Origin of the sequence: Coprococcus sp. RTP21204st1_G4_RTP21204_210225, from assembly GCF_040915385.1 — a bacterium.
Classification (GTDB): Bacteria; Bacillota; Clostridia; order Lachnospirales; family Lachnospiraceae; genus Allocoprococcus; species Allocoprococcus comes.
Map to the genome: position 1 here is coordinate 1 of NZ_JBCPDP010000003.1, position 13,267 is coordinate 13,267.

General features: G+C 42.5%; 15 protein-coding genes and 1 pseudogene. 15 read left to right on the forward strand and 1 reads right to left on the reverse strand.

Features of this window, described 5'->3' with window-relative positions:
* Positions 1-486: 486 nt before the first annotated feature.
* The 10 genes and pseudogenes from AB5213_RS03370 to AB5213_RS03415 all read left to right on the forward strand — a co-directional run bounded on the left by AB5213_RS03370 (position 487) and on the right by AB5213_RS03415 (position 9,157).
* Positions 487-1,197 (forward strand): zinc metallopeptidase, encoded by a 711-nt coding sequence (locus AB5213_RS03370; RefSeq protein WP_008372155.1) that lies wholly within the window; start codon positions 487-489, stop codon positions 1,195-1,197.
* Positions 1,184-2,488, forward strand: coding sequence for a 16S rRNA (cytosine(967)-C(5))-methyltransferase RsmB (gene rsmB / locus AB5213_RS03375; RefSeq protein WP_227120513.1), 1,305 nt, complete (start codon positions 1,184-1,186; stop codon positions 2,486-2,488). Before AB5213_RS03370 ends, rsmB begins: the two co-directional genes overlap by 14 nt.
* Entirely contained in the window at positions 2,488-3,525 is a 1,038-nt protein-coding gene (rlmN, locus tag AB5213_RS03380; protein ID WP_055157425.1) for a 23S rRNA (adenine(2503)-C(2))-methyltransferase RlmN, read from the forward strand. Before rsmB ends, rlmN begins: the two co-directional genes overlap by 1 nt.
* Before the next feature lie 3 nt (positions 3,526-3,528).
* A complete protein-coding gene (locus tag AB5213_RS03385) occupies positions 3,529-4,272 on the forward strand; it encodes a Stp1/IreP family PP2C-type Ser/Thr phosphatase (RefSeq protein WP_022220921.1) in 744 nt (247 codons plus the stop codon).
* Positions 4,266-6,368 (forward strand): Stk1 family PASTA domain-containing Ser/Thr kinase, encoded by a 2,103-nt coding sequence (gene pknB, locus AB5213_RS03390; protein ID WP_368276332.1) that lies wholly within the window; start codon positions 4,266-4,268, stop codon positions 6,366-6,368. Before AB5213_RS03385 ends, pknB begins: the two co-directional genes overlap by 7 nt.
* A gap of 12 nt (positions 6,369-6,380) precedes the next feature.
* Positions 6,381-7,268 (forward strand): ribosome small subunit-dependent GTPase A, encoded by an 888-nt coding sequence (gene rsgA / locus AB5213_RS03395; RefSeq protein ID WP_055157429.1) that lies wholly within the window; start codon positions 6,381-6,383, stop codon positions 7,266-7,268.
* A gap of 1 nt (position 7,269) precedes the next feature.
* Complete coding sequence (rpe, locus tag AB5213_RS03400; RefSeq protein WP_118198806.1) at positions 7,270-7,932, forward strand: ribulose-phosphate 3-epimerase; 663 nt, start codon at positions 7,270-7,272, stop codon at positions 7,930-7,932.
* Positions 7,925-8,575, forward strand: coding sequence for a thiamine diphosphokinase (locus tag AB5213_RS03405; RefSeq protein ID WP_008372144.1), 651 nt, complete (start codon positions 7,925-7,927; stop codon positions 8,573-8,575). Before rpe ends, AB5213_RS03405 begins: the two co-directional genes overlap by 8 nt.
* Positions 8,576-8,736: 161 nt before the next feature.
* Positions 8,737-8,826: pseudogene (locus AB5213_RS03410) on the forward strand (DUF4186 family protein); the annotation flags it as partial.
* A 31-nt stretch (positions 8,827-8,857) separates the two neighbouring features.
* The gene (locus AB5213_RS03415) at positions 8,858-9,157 is read left to right on the forward strand and encodes a winged helix-turn-helix transcriptional regulator (protein ID WP_368276333.1); all 300 of its coding nucleotides are present in this window, start codon (positions 8,858-8,860) and stop codon (positions 9,155-9,157) included.
* 55 nt (positions 9,158-9,212) lie between these two features.
* Here the strand turns inward: AB5213_RS03415 and AB5213_RS03420 are convergent, their stop codons facing one another.
* Positions 9,213-9,650, reverse strand: coding sequence for a MerR family transcriptional regulator (locus AB5213_RS03420; RefSeq protein WP_055154026.1), 438 nt, complete (start codon positions 9,648-9,650; stop codon positions 9,213-9,215).
* Positions 9,651-9,769: 119 nt separating this feature from the next.
* On the opposite strand from AB5213_RS03420, the gene AB5213_RS03425 reads away from it, so the two are divergent.
* From AB5213_RS03425 to AB5213_RS03445, 5 genes are all read left to right on the forward strand, one after another.
* Positions 9,770-10,768 (forward strand): alpha/beta hydrolase, encoded by a 999-nt coding sequence (locus AB5213_RS03425; protein ID WP_215634645.1) that lies wholly within the window; start codon positions 9,770-9,772, stop codon positions 10,766-10,768.
* Positions 10,769-10,770: 2 nt separating this feature from the next.
* Positions 10,771-11,361 carry a sugar O-acetyltransferase gene (locus AB5213_RS03430; RefSeq protein ID WP_215634644.1) on the forward strand — a complete coding sequence of 197 codons (591 nt, stop codon included), beginning with the start codon at positions 10,771-10,773 and terminating at the stop codon, positions 11,359-11,361.
* A 2-nt stretch (positions 11,362-11,363) separates the two neighbouring features.
* Positions 11,364-11,906 carry a flavodoxin family protein gene (locus AB5213_RS03435; RefSeq protein ID WP_118198810.1) on the forward strand — a complete coding sequence of 181 codons (543 nt, stop codon included), beginning with the start codon at positions 11,364-11,366 and terminating at the stop codon, positions 11,904-11,906.
* Between the two features lie 183 nt (positions 11,907-12,089).
* A complete protein-coding gene (locus AB5213_RS03440; protein ID WP_252198906.1) occupies positions 12,090-12,368 on the forward strand; it encodes a cyclophilin-like fold protein in 279 nt (92 codons plus the stop codon).
* Between the two features lie 95 nt (positions 12,369-12,463).
* Positions 12,464-12,970 (forward strand): hypothetical protein, encoded by a 507-nt coding sequence (locus AB5213_RS03445; RefSeq protein ID WP_182438603.1) that lies wholly within the window; start codon positions 12,464-12,466, stop codon positions 12,968-12,970.
* Positions 12,971-13,267: the final 297 nt, after the last annotated feature.

Sequence of the window (13,267 nt, forward strand, 5' to 3'; positions counted from 1 at the left end):
CGATTGCTCCATCATTATACAGCTTAAGCAACAAGATGGATAATTCCTTACTGGCTGTAAGGGATATTAACCATAAATATATTGTAGTAGGTTAGAATTACAATCCTAAAAATTTGAGTTTTGCAAATTTAATAAATAGTTTTTGGTCTGCCAAACAAATCTAATTGGCGCCAAAAAACGCCAAGCGTTTTTCGCGCCCTTTGGCGCATTTGTCCCATCGTGCACCGCACGATAGGACAAACAGCCGACACCCATTGAAAAATGTAGCCAGGAAGCGAAATATATTCGCTAAGCAGGTCATCGAAAACGCCGGCACTTAGCAAGACCGAGCGCAAGCGAAGGTCGCGCTTAGTACCGCTGCGTTTCCGGACTAGCCGAATAAACGTCCACCGGACGTTTATTTAGGCATGCAAAGCAAGCGCGAGCGGGCCTGCGTGCGAATATATTTCGCTTCCGGGCGGACCCTTATTCAACAAGGAGGCAAACATGTACTACCCATATTATTTTGATCCAACTTATTTCCTTGTCATCATCGGCGTCATCATCTGCGCCCTTGCATCCGCCAAAGTGAATTCCACCTACGCCAGGTACGATCAGGTTCGCAACCACGCCGGGATCACCGGTGCGATGGCTGCGGAGCAGATCCTCAGGATGGAAGGAATTTATGATGTACAGGTGATGAGAGTAAGTGGAAAACTGACCGATCATTACGATCCAGCGAACCATGTACTGCGGCTTTCAGATTCCACCTACGGTTCGACATCGGTTGCGGCACTTGGAGTTGCAGCACATGAATGTGGACACGCGATCCAGCATGCAAGGCATTATGTACCGCTGACAATACGCGGAGCACTTGTTCCGGTGGCGAATTTTGGATCCGGGATTTCATGGCCGCTGATCATAATGGGATTATTTATCAGAGGAGAAATGTCTACATTGTTTATCAATCTTGGGATCCTGATGTTTTCATTGGCAGTGCTGTTCCAGATCATCACGCTTCCGGTAGAGTTTAATGCATCGGGAAGAGCACTTAAAATCCTGAAAAATTCAGGCATGCTATATGAATCAGAAGTACGTGAGGCAAGAAGTGTTCTTACAGCGGCAGCGCTTACCTATGTGGCGAGTGCAGCATCTGCACTTCTGCAGCTTTTAAGAATACTGATCCTGACAGGAGGAAGAAGAAATGACGACGAATAACCAGGGAGTAGGTACAAGAGAACTTGCACTGATGATCCTGCTGGAAATCGAGCGTGGAGAGAAAAGTCATATCGTGCTCAGACAGGTGCTGGAAAAATATCAGTATCTGTCCAAGCAGGACCGTGCATTTCTGACCAGGCTTGCAGAAGGGACAACAGAGCGGAGGATAGAACTGGACTATATTATCAACCAGTTTTCAAAAGTAAAGACAGAAAAAATGAAACCGGTAATCCGCAATATCCTGCGCTGTGCGGTCTATCAGATCAAATACATGGATCAGGTTCCGGATTCGGCAGCATGCAATGAAGCAGTCAACCTTGCTATCCGGAAAGGCTTTAAGAACCTGCGGGGATTTGTAAATGGGGTACTTAGAAATATCGCGCGAAACATTGATAAGATTGCGTATCCGGAGAATACAGAAGAATTTCTCTCAATAAAGTATTCCATGCCACAATGGATCATCCGTATGTGGGTGAGAGATTATGGAGAAGAGAAGACGAAATACATCCTGGAAGGTTTTTATAAAGAACGTGCAACAACAATCCGGATCAATGGAAATGCAACCACCAAAGAAGAGCTGATCAGAGAGCTGACAGGAGAAGGCATTCAGGTAAAAGAACATCCGCTTCTTGCGTCTGCGCTTCTGATCTCAGGCTATGATTATCTGGCAGCAATCCCGGCGTTCCGGGAAGGAAAATTCCAGGTACAGGATGCAGCTTCGATCATGGTAGCAGAACAGGCAGGAATCAAAGAAGGAGATTACATACTGGATGTGTGCGCGGCACCGGGAGGAAAAGCGCTCCATGCGGCACAGATCCTTAATGGGACAGGTATGGTAGAGGCAAGGGATCTGACAGAGATGAAGGTAGAGCTGATTCGGGAAAATATTTCACGGATGGGATTTGAAAATATCCGTGCAGTGCAGCAGGATGCAACCTGCTTCGATGCGGACTCTGAGGAAAAAGCAGATGTTCTGATTGCGGATCTTCCGTGTTCCGGTCTTGGTGTCCTTGCGAAGAAGACTGATCTGAAGTATAAGATGAACCCGGAGACGGAGACTGAAGTTGCAGCACTTCAGAGAGAAATCCTGGATACGGTCTGCCGATATGTGAAGCCGGAGGGAACACTGATGTACAGCACCTGTACGATCAGCAGGACAGAGAATGAGGAAAACGCCGGATGGTTTGCCGAAAAACATCCGGAATTTGACCTGGAATGGGAAAAACAGATTTTCCCGTCTGATATAACCGATGGTTTCTATATTGCTAAATTTATCCGGAGGGGCAGATAATGGAAAAAAAAGATATCGCTTCGTATTCATTTGAAGAGTTACAAGAAGAAATGCTGGCGATTGGAGAAAAAGGATTCCGTAGTCGACAGATTTATTCCTGGATCCATGAAAAGCTGGTGGATGATTTTGAAGAAATGACCAATCTTCCAAAAACTTTACGCCAGAAACTGGAAGCAGCATACGAAATACGAAGAGTCGAAATGGAAAAAAGACAGATTTCAAAGATTGACGGGACCAATAAATTCCTGTTTTGCCTGAAAGACGGGAATATGGTAGAAAGTGTTCTGATGAAATATAAACATGGCAATTCGGTATGCATATCCTCGCAGGTTGGCTGCCGGATGGGATGCCGTTTCTGTGCATCAACACTGGACGGGCTGGAACGAAACCTGACACCGTCAGAGATGTTAAGACAGGTTTACCAGATCCAGAAGATCACTGGCGAGAGAGTTTCTAATATTGTGATCATGGGAACCGGAGAACCGCTGGATAATTATGACAATTTTCTGAAATTCATTCACATGGTCAGTGATGAGCACGGGCTCAATATCAGCCAGAGAAATATCACGGCGTCTACCTGTGGAATTGTACCGAACATCCGGAGACTTGCAGAAGAAAAGCTGCAGATCACGCTGGCACTTTCCCTGCACGGTTCCAACCAGGAAAAGAGAAGATCGCTGATGCCGGTGGCAAATAAATACGAGCTTCATGAGGTTCTGGAAGCGTGTGATTATTATTTTGAAAAAACCGGACGGAGGATCACTTTTGAGTACAGCCTGGTTCACGGCGTAAACGATACACCGGAGGATGCAAAAGAGCTGATGGGAATCTTAAAAGACAGAAACTGCCATTTAAACCTGATTCCGGTGAACCCGATCAAGGAGAGAAACTACGAAAAACCGGACAAAAAAAGTGCCGAGAATTTCAAAAATAAACTTGAAAAAAACGGGATAAATGTTACTATAAGAAGAGAAATGGGCTCAGATATAGACGGAGCCTGTGGACAGTTACGGCGCAAGACGATGCAAGGAGTATAAAATATGAAAATATTCTCTATGACAGATGTTGGAAGAAAACGTGAAATGAACCAGGATTACGTGTTTGCCACAGATGAGTCATTAGGTACGCTGCCGAATCTTCTGGTAGTAGCCGATGGAATGGGTGGACACAAGGCAGGCGATTTTGCGTCAAAATATACGGTGGAAGTTCTGAAAGAAGAACTGAAGCATACATTAAAGGATGGGCCGGAAGAGATTTTAAAAGATGCGGCTCAGACAGCGAACCACAAGCTGATCGAGAAAGCAGATGAAGACATTAATCTGGAGGGGATGGGAACCACTCTGGTTGCGGCAACTGTGATCGATCATACACTTTATTTTATAAATGTAGGTGACAGCCGTCTGTATCTTCTGAATAAGGATATCAGGCAGCTTTCCAGAGACCATTCCCTGGTAGAAGAGATGGTTCGTCTGGGAGGAATCAATGAGGAAGAGGCAAGACATCATCCGGATAAGAATATCATTACCAGAGCAATTGGAGTAAAAGAGGATGTAGAGGTGGATTTTTATGAATTCAGCCTCAAAAAGGGAGATATCATCCTGATGTGTTCCGATGGACTCAGTAATATGATAGAGGATGAAGAAATTTTTGCGATAGTTAAAGGGGCAAGAGATATCGTAGAAGCCGGTCAGAATCTGATTGACCGGGCGAATGAGAACGGGGGCAATGACAATATCAGTGTTGTTCTTGCAGAACCGTTTTCTGATGAGGTGAGTATATGGTAAAAGACGGGATTTATTTAAGTGGCCGTTATCAGGTTCTGAGCAAGATCGGAGCCGGTGGAATGGCGGATGTATATAAGGCGAAGGACTGTATGCTGAACAGATATGTCGCAGTGAAAGTCCTGAAAAAAGAATACAGGGAAGATGAAAACTTTGTAAAGAAATTCCGGTCAGAAGCACAGGCAGCAGCAGGGCTTCTGAACCCGAATATTGTCAATGTATATGATGTAGGGGAGGATCGAGGACTCTATTATATGGTCATGGAGCTGGTAGAAGGAATCACTCTGAAAGAATATGTGCATAAAAAAGGAAAGCTTTCTTCCAAGGAAGCGATTAGTATTGCAATTCAGATGTGTACCGGTATTGAGGCAGCTCACAATCATCACATCATACACAGAGATATCAAACCGCAGAATATTATCATTTCCAAAGAAGGAAAGGTAAAGGTTACGGATTTTGGTATTGCAAAGGCGACAACATCGCAGACAGTCAGCACCAGTGCAATGGGATCGGTACACTATGTATCTCCGGAGCAGGCACGGGGCGGCTATTGTGATGAGAAGAGTGATATCTATTCTGCAGGTATCACCATGTATGAGATGGTGACCGGAAGGGTTCCTTTCGATGGCGATTCTACTGTTTCGGTTGCAATGAAGCATTTACAGGAGAATATTACCCCGCCTTCTGAGTATGCACCGGATTTATATCCGGCGCTGGAGAAGATTATTCTCAAGTGTACACAGAAGAGCGCGGAAAGACGTTACCAGAGTGCCGGAGAACTGATCCAGGATCTGAAGAGGGCGTTGGTCGATCCGAGTGGCGAATTTGTAGATATGGTTCCGATCCGGAGTATGGGAGATACGGTGATGATCTCGCCGGAGCGGATGGCACGTATGAAAAAGCGTCAGGGCGATGGTTATGATGACGAAGAGTATGATGATGGCTATGACGATGAAGAATATGACGAAAATGATGACTATGATGAGGATGACGAAGAGGATAATTATAACGGGGGCAGACGCGGTAACAGTAAAAATGGCGTAGATCCGAAGATGAACAAGATGATGAAGATCCTCATGGTTGCAGTTGCAGTGATCGTTGCATTTGCGCTGATTTTCCTGATCGGCAAAGCAGCAGGTGTGTTCGGTAAGCGTTCAGACAGTCAGATTTCAGTTTCCAATGAGATTGAAGTGCCAAATCTGGTCGGACAGCCGCAGAATGTTGCAGAGACGATGTGCGAAAAGAAGCAGCTGAAGCTGGAAGTAGAATCCGAGAAAGCATCAGATAAGGCAGCAGGTACGATTATTGAGCAGAAGACAAAAGCAGGAAAGAAAGTCAAGAAAAATACGGTGATCAAGGTTGTAATAAGTTCAGGACCGGAAAAGATCATGATCCAGAGTGTAGAGGGAATGGATGAAGATGCAGCCAAGAAAGCACTGATCAAACAGGGCTTTACGAGCAAGAACATTACTGTTACCAGTGAATACAGCAGTGATGTTGAAAGTGGAAAAGCTACAAGGACTGATCCGGCAGAGGGAACAGAGGTATCTGCTGACTCTAAAATCACACTGTATATCAGTAAAGGTGAAAAACAGCCGGACAAGGTGTCAGTTCCGCCAATTGTGGGAATGTATGTAAATGATGCGGTATCTACACTGAGTGCAAGCGGATTGTCCGATGGCGGAACGAGCAGTGAAGAATATTCAGATGATTATGCAGAAGGTATGATTATCCGTCAGAGCACAGATGCCGGAACGAAGGTGGCTGAAGGAACAAGTGTGAGTTATGTTGTCAGCAAAGGACCAAAGCCTGCAGATCAGGTGAAGGTACCAACTCTGACAGGAAAGACACTTGGAGATGCGATTTCAGCACTGAATGCCAGAAATCTGACTTATACAGAAGTTGATATTGACAGTGCAGAACCATCTGGAAAAGTTGTAAAAGTTGATCCGGGAGAAGGTACATCGGTAGATGTAGGAACTGCGATCACACTGTATGTAAGCAATGGCTCACAGGCAAGCAGTGGATCCGACAGTAACAATTCGGGCAGCAATAATTCCGGTAACAACTCAAATAACGGCAACAATACAGGAAATTAAAAGGACTGTTTTATGCAGGGAAGAATTATAAAAGGGATTGCAGGATTCTACTACGTTTATGACGTAGTAGAATCTGTCATTTATGAATGTAAAGCAAAAGGAATTTTCCGTAAGGAGAAGATTAAACCACTGGTCGGAGATCTGGTAGAATATGAGATCTTAGATGCAGAAGAGAAGACCGGTAATATCATCCGGATCCTTCCAAGGAAGAATGAACTGATCAGACCGGCAGTGGCAAATATTGATCAGGCACTGGTTGTATTTGCAGTGAAGAAGCCGGATCCGCATTTTAATCTGCTGGACAGGTTTCTGGTTATGATGGAGCGGCAGGAGATTCCGGTTATTATCTGTTTCAACAAGAAGGATATTGCAGATGAGCCGGAAATCGAGTCTCTGGAGAAGACTTATGAGGCTTGTGGGTACCGTGTGATCTTTGCAAGTGCCAGAGAAGGAGAAAATATTCTGGAGATTAAAGAGGCACTAAAAGGAAAGACAACAACTGTTGCCGGACCTTCAGGAGTTGGAAAATCCTCTCTGATCAACTGTCTTCAGGAAAATGTCAATATGGAGACCGGAAGTATCAGCAGAAAGATCGAGCGGGGAAAACATACTACCCGCCATTCAGAACTGATCCCGATCGACGAGGATTCCTATATCATGGATACACCGGGATTTTCGTCACTGTATACCAATGATTTTGGCAAGGAAGAATTGAAATATTATTTTCCGGAGTTTGATCAGTATCAGGGAGGCTGCAGGTTTCAGGGGTGTAATCACATCAGTGAACCGGGGTGTCTGGTAAAAGAGGCTCTGGAAGAGGGAAAAGTGCATCAGGTGCGGTATGAAGATTATTGCGAGATGTATCGGGAACTGGAACAGAAGGAAAAAAGGAGGTACTAAAATGGAATATAAATTATCACCATCTATTTTATCGGCAGATTTTTGTAATCTGGAAGAAGGTATCCGCCAGACAGAGGAAAATGGAGCGGTATATTTACATTTTGATGTGATGGATGGCGTGTTCGTACCGAGTATTTCTTTTGGAATGCCTGTGCTTGCATCAATCAAACCGGCGGTAAAGCAGGTGATAGATACGCATCTGATGATCACGGAACCAATCCGTTATGTGGAAGCATTTGCAGAGGCAGGAGCGGATATTCTTACTGTACATTATGAAGCATGCAAGGATATACGTGCGACTCTGGACAAGATCAAAGCGTGTGGCATGAAGACAGGACTGGCAATTTCACCGGATACACCGGTGGAGGTCCTGAAGGAATTCCTTGGTGAAGTGGATATGTTCCTTGTGATGACAGTCCATCCGGGATTTGGCGGACAAAAGCTGATTTCTGAGATGCTGGATAAGGTCAGAACACTTAGGGCAATGCTGAATGAACGTGGACTTGAGACTGATGTCCAGGTTGACGGAGGAATTTATGCATTCAATGTGAAAGAAGCACTGGATGCGGGAGCAAATGTGATTGTTGCGGGATCAGCTGTATTCAAAGGGAATGCAGGAGAAAACACAAGAGAATTGATGGAGATTTTAAAGAATTATGAGTAAGACAGTCATTATCAGTGGGGGAATGCTTGACGAGGGATTTGCAGAGAAGGTTCTTGAAGCAAATCCGGAGGCTTATATTATCGCAGTAGATAAGGGGCTTGAGTATCTGTATAACCATAAGATTGAGCCTCAGTATATTGTTGGGGATTTTGACAGTATTGATCCAAAGGTGATTGATTACTATCGCAAGGAGACGAATATTCCGATCCGGGAATATAATCCGGTTAAGGATGCGACGGATACAGAGATTGCTCTTCGGCTGGGAATTACATTGGGAAGCAAAGAGATGATCCTTCTTGGGGCAACCGGTGGAAGAATCGATCATTTGTGGGCGAATGTCCAGACACTTAGTGTGGCATGTGATGCTGGAGTAAATGCCTGCATTCTGGATGAAAAAAATAAAATCTGGGTAACGAATAAATCCTGTGTGCTGAAAAAGTCAGAAGCATACGGACCATATCTTTCTGTATTTTCTTTGGAAGGCGAGATTTATGATTTCAGTTTGGAGGGTACGAAATGGCCGCTCAATCATCATGATCTGATGCCGTGCGACAGTCTGACGGTGAGCAACCAGTTTGTGGATGATGAAGTGAAGATCAGTTTTGTAAATGGTCGGATTGTTATTATGGAAACGAAAGACTGATAAGAGATGTATAAGAAGAGAAAAGCCAGATATCATTCGAAAATGGTATCTGGTTTTTTTGCGTAAAAGGTACTAGGTGTCTGAGATGAGTACTTTTTTGATTATAAAGCCGGATTTTGAAAAAATCACGAATCTGAAAAAGGGTCGGACACAATCCGGCAACATGCTGCAGGGAGTGCATCCGAAAGTGGCATAAAATGCGGTCGGGCAAGGAACTAAGTCAGGTGCTTATGGAGCGTCATCTTAAATAAGAAGGCAATTCGCAGCTCTCATAAACAGGGTATGTCAACAGCAGTATCTCTTATCGGCGGAAAATGGAAACTGCTGATTTTGCGTAACTTGAAAGAGCGTCCATGGAGATTCAATGAGCTACAACGAAGTATAGATGGTATTTCACAAAAGGTTTTGACAGATAGTTTAAGACAAATGATGAGTGATGGGCTGGCATATCGCCACGATTACCATGAGCAGCCACCGAGAGTTGAATACGGCTTAACGGAACTTGGAACAAAAATGCTTCCAATTGTTAATTCACTTGCTGACTTTAGTAACTACTATAAATCAATTATTGAACAGAATTAAGGACGTTAGTATTTGAAAAGCTTGAACAATTCCAGTTTGATGGAGAAAGCAAAAATCAGTCATGCCCTTTATCATATAGTTTCTGTATATTTTTTGGAAGTTTGTCAGGCAACATGGCATTTATAGCATCTTCGTTACCATCTTTCATTGCTGTTTCGTAATACCAGCACTTGAATTTTAAGAGGGAGAGAGTTTTTTGAAGTTCCTGAATTTCAGTTTCAACAGCTGATTTTCTGGTTTCAAATAATTCTTTCCTTTTTTCATAGCTGGAGCTGCCTTCAGATACCCAGATAAAAAATTGCTTTATATCTTTTATCTCAAGACCGGATTTCTTCAGACATTCAATGATACGAAGTGCTTCTAATTCATTATCGCTGAAATAACGGATATTTCCCTTACGTTCCAGATTAGGGAAAAAGCCTTCCTTGTCATAATACCTTAATGTAGAAACAGGAAGATTAAACATTGCAGAGACCTGACCGATTGTATACATAAAAAACCTTCTTTCAAATTTATACTTGACCTAAAGTTAACTTTAGGTTGTAAGATATTTATATCATATACTATTGTTAGTGTAATTACAAGAAATTTTGCATATGGAGGATGTTAAATATGTTAAAAACAGAAAAATTAAAGCTGGTATCTGAATGGGATAAAACTTTTCCACAGAGTGAAAAAGTAGACCATAAGAAAGTGACATTTGTAAATCGTTATGGAATCACACTTGCCGCAGATTTGTATAAACCGAAAAATGCATCTGGGAAATATCCTGCGATTGCCGTAAGCGGACCATTTGGGGCAGTCAAAGAACAGTGTTCCGGATTATATGCACAGACAATGGCTGAAAGAGGATATTTAACAATTGCATTTGACCCTTCTTTTACGGGGGAAAGTGGAGGCTATCCAAGATTTATGGCTTCTCCAGATATTAATACAGAAGATTTTATGGCTGCTGTTGATTTCCTTTCTGTTCGGGAAGATGTGGATCCGGATAAAATAGGAATCATTGGAATCTGCGGCTGGGGTGGAATGGCTCTTAACGCAGCTGCGTTGGATACAAGAATAAAAGCAACCGTTGCTTCTACCATGTATGATATGGCAAGAGTAAATGCGAATGGATACTTTGATTCTGAGGACAGTGAAGAAGCACGTTATGCAAAGAAACAGTCACTGAATACCCTCAGGACAGAAGAATACCGTAAAGGCGAATATTCAAGAGGCGGTGGTTGTGTTCCCCTTCCGGTTCCGGAAGATGCACCTTTCTTCGTAAAAGATTACAGTGAGTATTATAAAGGCAGATGTTATCATAAAAGGAGCCTGAATTCAAATGATGGCTGGAACAGTATTGGATGTATGTCATTTATGAATCAGCCAATATTAAAGTACAGTAATGAAATCAGAAGTGCAGTCCTTATCGTTCATGGAGAAAAAGCACACAGCTATTATTTTGGAAAAGATGCTTATGAAAATATGATCAAGAACAGCAAGTACACATCCAATAAAGAACTGCTGACAATTCCGGGAGCTGTTCATACAGATCTATACGATAATCCGGATGTAATCCCATTTGACAAAATTCAGAAATTTTTTAAAGAAAACGGAGTTGGTTAATTATGACGAGTGAAGAATATTTGAGTAATATGAAGCCCGGATATATCGTAGATGGTGGAAGTGAAGAACATCTGGTTATGCATGAGCTGTCTCAAAGGGCATTAAAGATAACGATGGAGCTGAATAACAAATATCATACAAAAGAAGAAATTATACAGCTTATGTCGGAACTTACCGGACAAAAAATAGATGAAAGTTTTGGAATGTTTCCTCCGTTTTATACAGACTGCGGACGAAATATCCATATAGGTAAAAATGTTTTTATTAATGCAGGATGTAAGTTTCAGGATCAGGGTGGTATTTATATAGAGGATGGAGTCCTGATTGGACATAATGCAGTATTGGCAACGATCAATCATATGGAAGATCCCGAGAAAAGAGCAGGTATGATATTTCAGCCGATTCACATCGAAAAAAAAGTGTGGCTTGGAGCAAATGTAACGGTTCTTCCGGGGGTTACGATTGGTGAAGGTTCGGTCATTGCAGCCGGAGCAGTTGTAACAAAAGATGTTCCGGCCAATATGATTGCGGCAGGAGTGCCTGCGAAAGTTATACGGAAGGTTAAAAAAGACACTGAAAAAGGAGAAATTTAATCATGGCAAAAAAAGTATTGATCATATCGACAAGTCTTCGAGGAGGCAGCAATTCTGATATACTTGCAAATGAGTGTGCAAAGGGAGCAAAAGAAGCCGGGCATGATGTGGAACTTCTTTCTTTGAAAGGAAAAGATATAAAATATTGTATCGGTTGTCTATCCTGTCAGAGGAATGGGATGTGTGTACTGAAGGATGATGTTGCAGATATTATGGCAAAAGTAAAGGATGCGGAGGTCATTGTCTATGCAACACCAATTTATTACTATGAGATGTGTGGCCAGATGAAAACACTTCTTGATAGATTGAATCCTTTATATTCGACAGATTATTCATTCAGAGATATTTATATGATTGCAACTGCTGCTGAGAATGATGAAAGTGCATTTGAAAAAGCCTACAATGGTCTGCAAGGCTGGGTAGACTGTTTTGAAAAGGCTTCCTTGAAAGGCATGGTCGGTGGCGGTGGAATTGATGCTGCAAATATAGCTGCAAGCCATGCTGATGTGATGAAAAAAGCATATGAACTTGGAAAGAAATTATGAGTTTGAAAAGAGTACTGTTATTTAGTCTGTGTATATTAGTTTTATCTGGGCTTGTAGGATGTAGAGAAACAGAAATTACCGTCAAATCGGCGATGGATGATGAGAAAGAATACATGAAGTTATAATTTTAACGACACTGAAATCCCGGTTATATGGGAAGATAATCAGACTGTGCAAGAACTTATGGAAGAAGCAGGCAAAGGTGATATCGTAGTGCAGATGTCTATGTATAGTGACAATGAGCAGGTTGGTTCTCTGGGAAAAAGTTATACAAAAAAGGATGAGCAGATAACTACTCATAGCGGTGATATAGTTCTATACAGTGGAGACAAAATAGTAGTGTTTTATGGATCAAATTCATGGGCATATACCAGACTGGGGAAAATGAATATTCCAAAAGGTGATGTGACAGAACTTTTGTCAAATGGGGATATCACTTTGAAAATAGTAATTGCGAAATAGTGAGTAAATCAGAATGTTGTTTTCTATTGCAAGGAAATCGACAACTTCAAGTTTGTAGACTTCAAAAATATAATATGAAATGTGAGATAGAGCGTATGGAAATTAACTATACGTTCTATTTTTTTGCCTTTTTTGAAAAAGTGATTAAAAAACTATTGACATTTTGTTACTGGAAAGACTGTGAAGTCGATTTTGATTTCTGTTGGTGTCCGTCTGGCAGCGTTCAATCTGAAACAGATCGCCAATCTGACCTGTACGGACGAACTGGATCTGTACAGCATCGGAGAGAAGAAGGTCGCATTGTTCTGCTGTATCCCGGATGCGGATACCAGTATGAATTATCTGGTCGGCATGCACTGGTTGTTGCGAATAATACGATCTTTATCCGTAACCCACAGACCAATGTCCCATATAGCCCGGCACCTCTTACGGATCAGGATAAGATGCGGATTGACGGAGCATTGATGGGAAGAGGACTGTACTGTGAATTTGGATTTGAGCCGGTCAACTTAAATACCGGTAACTTCTACATGGATCAGTCCGATGCAACGATGAATGAGCTGAATGGGGAATTCTCCATTACAAGAAGCAAAGTGGGATGATAAATTGGGATTGTGCGCCCAGATAAGGGCGAATAGTCTAGCAGATGAAATGCCTGCCTGGTAAGGTCTAACCAACCGCCAGTATCGAGTCTTGGGTGCCTGTCAGTAATGGCAGTTGTTAAGCGTAGACAGCGAGAAAATAGAGAGTGTGATTGAGTCTCGAAATTTTGACATCTAGAAGGCTGACGCTTTAATTCCAGCGGAAAGCAACACAAATCAAATCGTCATGGTAAGAAATGGTTTATGAGTATATGTATTATTATTCGGTTGAGTTTGTAAAATAAGAATAGCAAAAAG

Excerpts from the sequence above, each read along its gene's own strand:
- AB5213_RS03370 (WP_008372155.1), top strand. The coding sequence starts at position 487 with ATGTACTACCCATATTATTTTGATCCAACTTATTTCCTTGTCATCATC.
- rsmB (WP_227120513.1), top strand. The coding sequence starts at position 1,184 with ATGACGACGAATAACCAGGGAGTAGGTACAAGAGAACTTGCACTGATG.
- rlmN (WP_055157425.1), top strand. The coding sequence starts at position 2,488 with ATGGAAAAAAAAGATATCGCTTCGTATTCATTTGAAGAGTTACAAGAA.
- AB5213_RS03385 (WP_022220921.1), top strand. The coding sequence starts at position 3,529 with ATGAAAATATTCTCTATGACAGATGTTGGAAGAAAACGTGAAATGAAC.
- pknB (WP_368276332.1), top strand. The coding sequence starts at position 4,266 with ATGGTAAAAGACGGGATTTATTTAAGTGGCCGTTATCAGGTTCTGAGC.
- rsgA (WP_055157429.1), top strand. The coding sequence starts at position 6,381 with ATGCAGGGAAGAATTATAAAAGGGATTGCAGGATTCTACTACGTTTAT.
- rpe (WP_118198806.1), top strand. The coding sequence starts at position 7,270 with ATGGAATATAAATTATCACCATCTATTTTATCGGCAGATTTTTGTAAT.
- AB5213_RS03405 (WP_008372144.1), top strand. The coding sequence starts at position 7,925 with ATGAGTAAGACAGTCATTATCAGTGGGGGAATGCTTGACGAGGGATTT.
- AB5213_RS03415 (WP_368276333.1), top strand. The coding sequence starts at position 8,858 with ATGTCAACAGCAGTATCTCTTATCGGCGGAAAATGGAAACTGCTGATT.
- AB5213_RS03420 (WP_055154026.1), bottom strand. The coding sequence starts at position 9,650 with ATGTATACAATCGGTCAGGTCTCTGCAATGTTTAATCTTCCTGTTTCT.
- AB5213_RS03425 (WP_215634645.1), top strand. The coding sequence starts at position 9,770 with ATGTTAAAAACAGAAAAATTAAAGCTGGTATCTGAATGGGATAAAACT.
- AB5213_RS03430 (WP_215634644.1), top strand. The coding sequence starts at position 10,771 with ATGACGAGTGAAGAATATTTGAGTAATATGAAGCCCGGATATATCGTA.
- AB5213_RS03435 (WP_118198810.1), top strand. The coding sequence starts at position 11,364 with ATGGCAAAAAAAGTATTGATCATATCGACAAGTCTTCGAGGAGGCAGC.
- AB5213_RS03440 (WP_252198906.1), top strand. The coding sequence starts at position 12,090 with ATGGAAGAAGCAGGCAAAGGTGATATCGTAGTGCAGATGTCTATGTAT.
- AB5213_RS03445 (WP_182438603.1), top strand. The coding sequence starts at position 12,464 with ATGGAAATTAACTATACGTTCTATTTTTTTGCCTTTTTTGAAAAAGTG.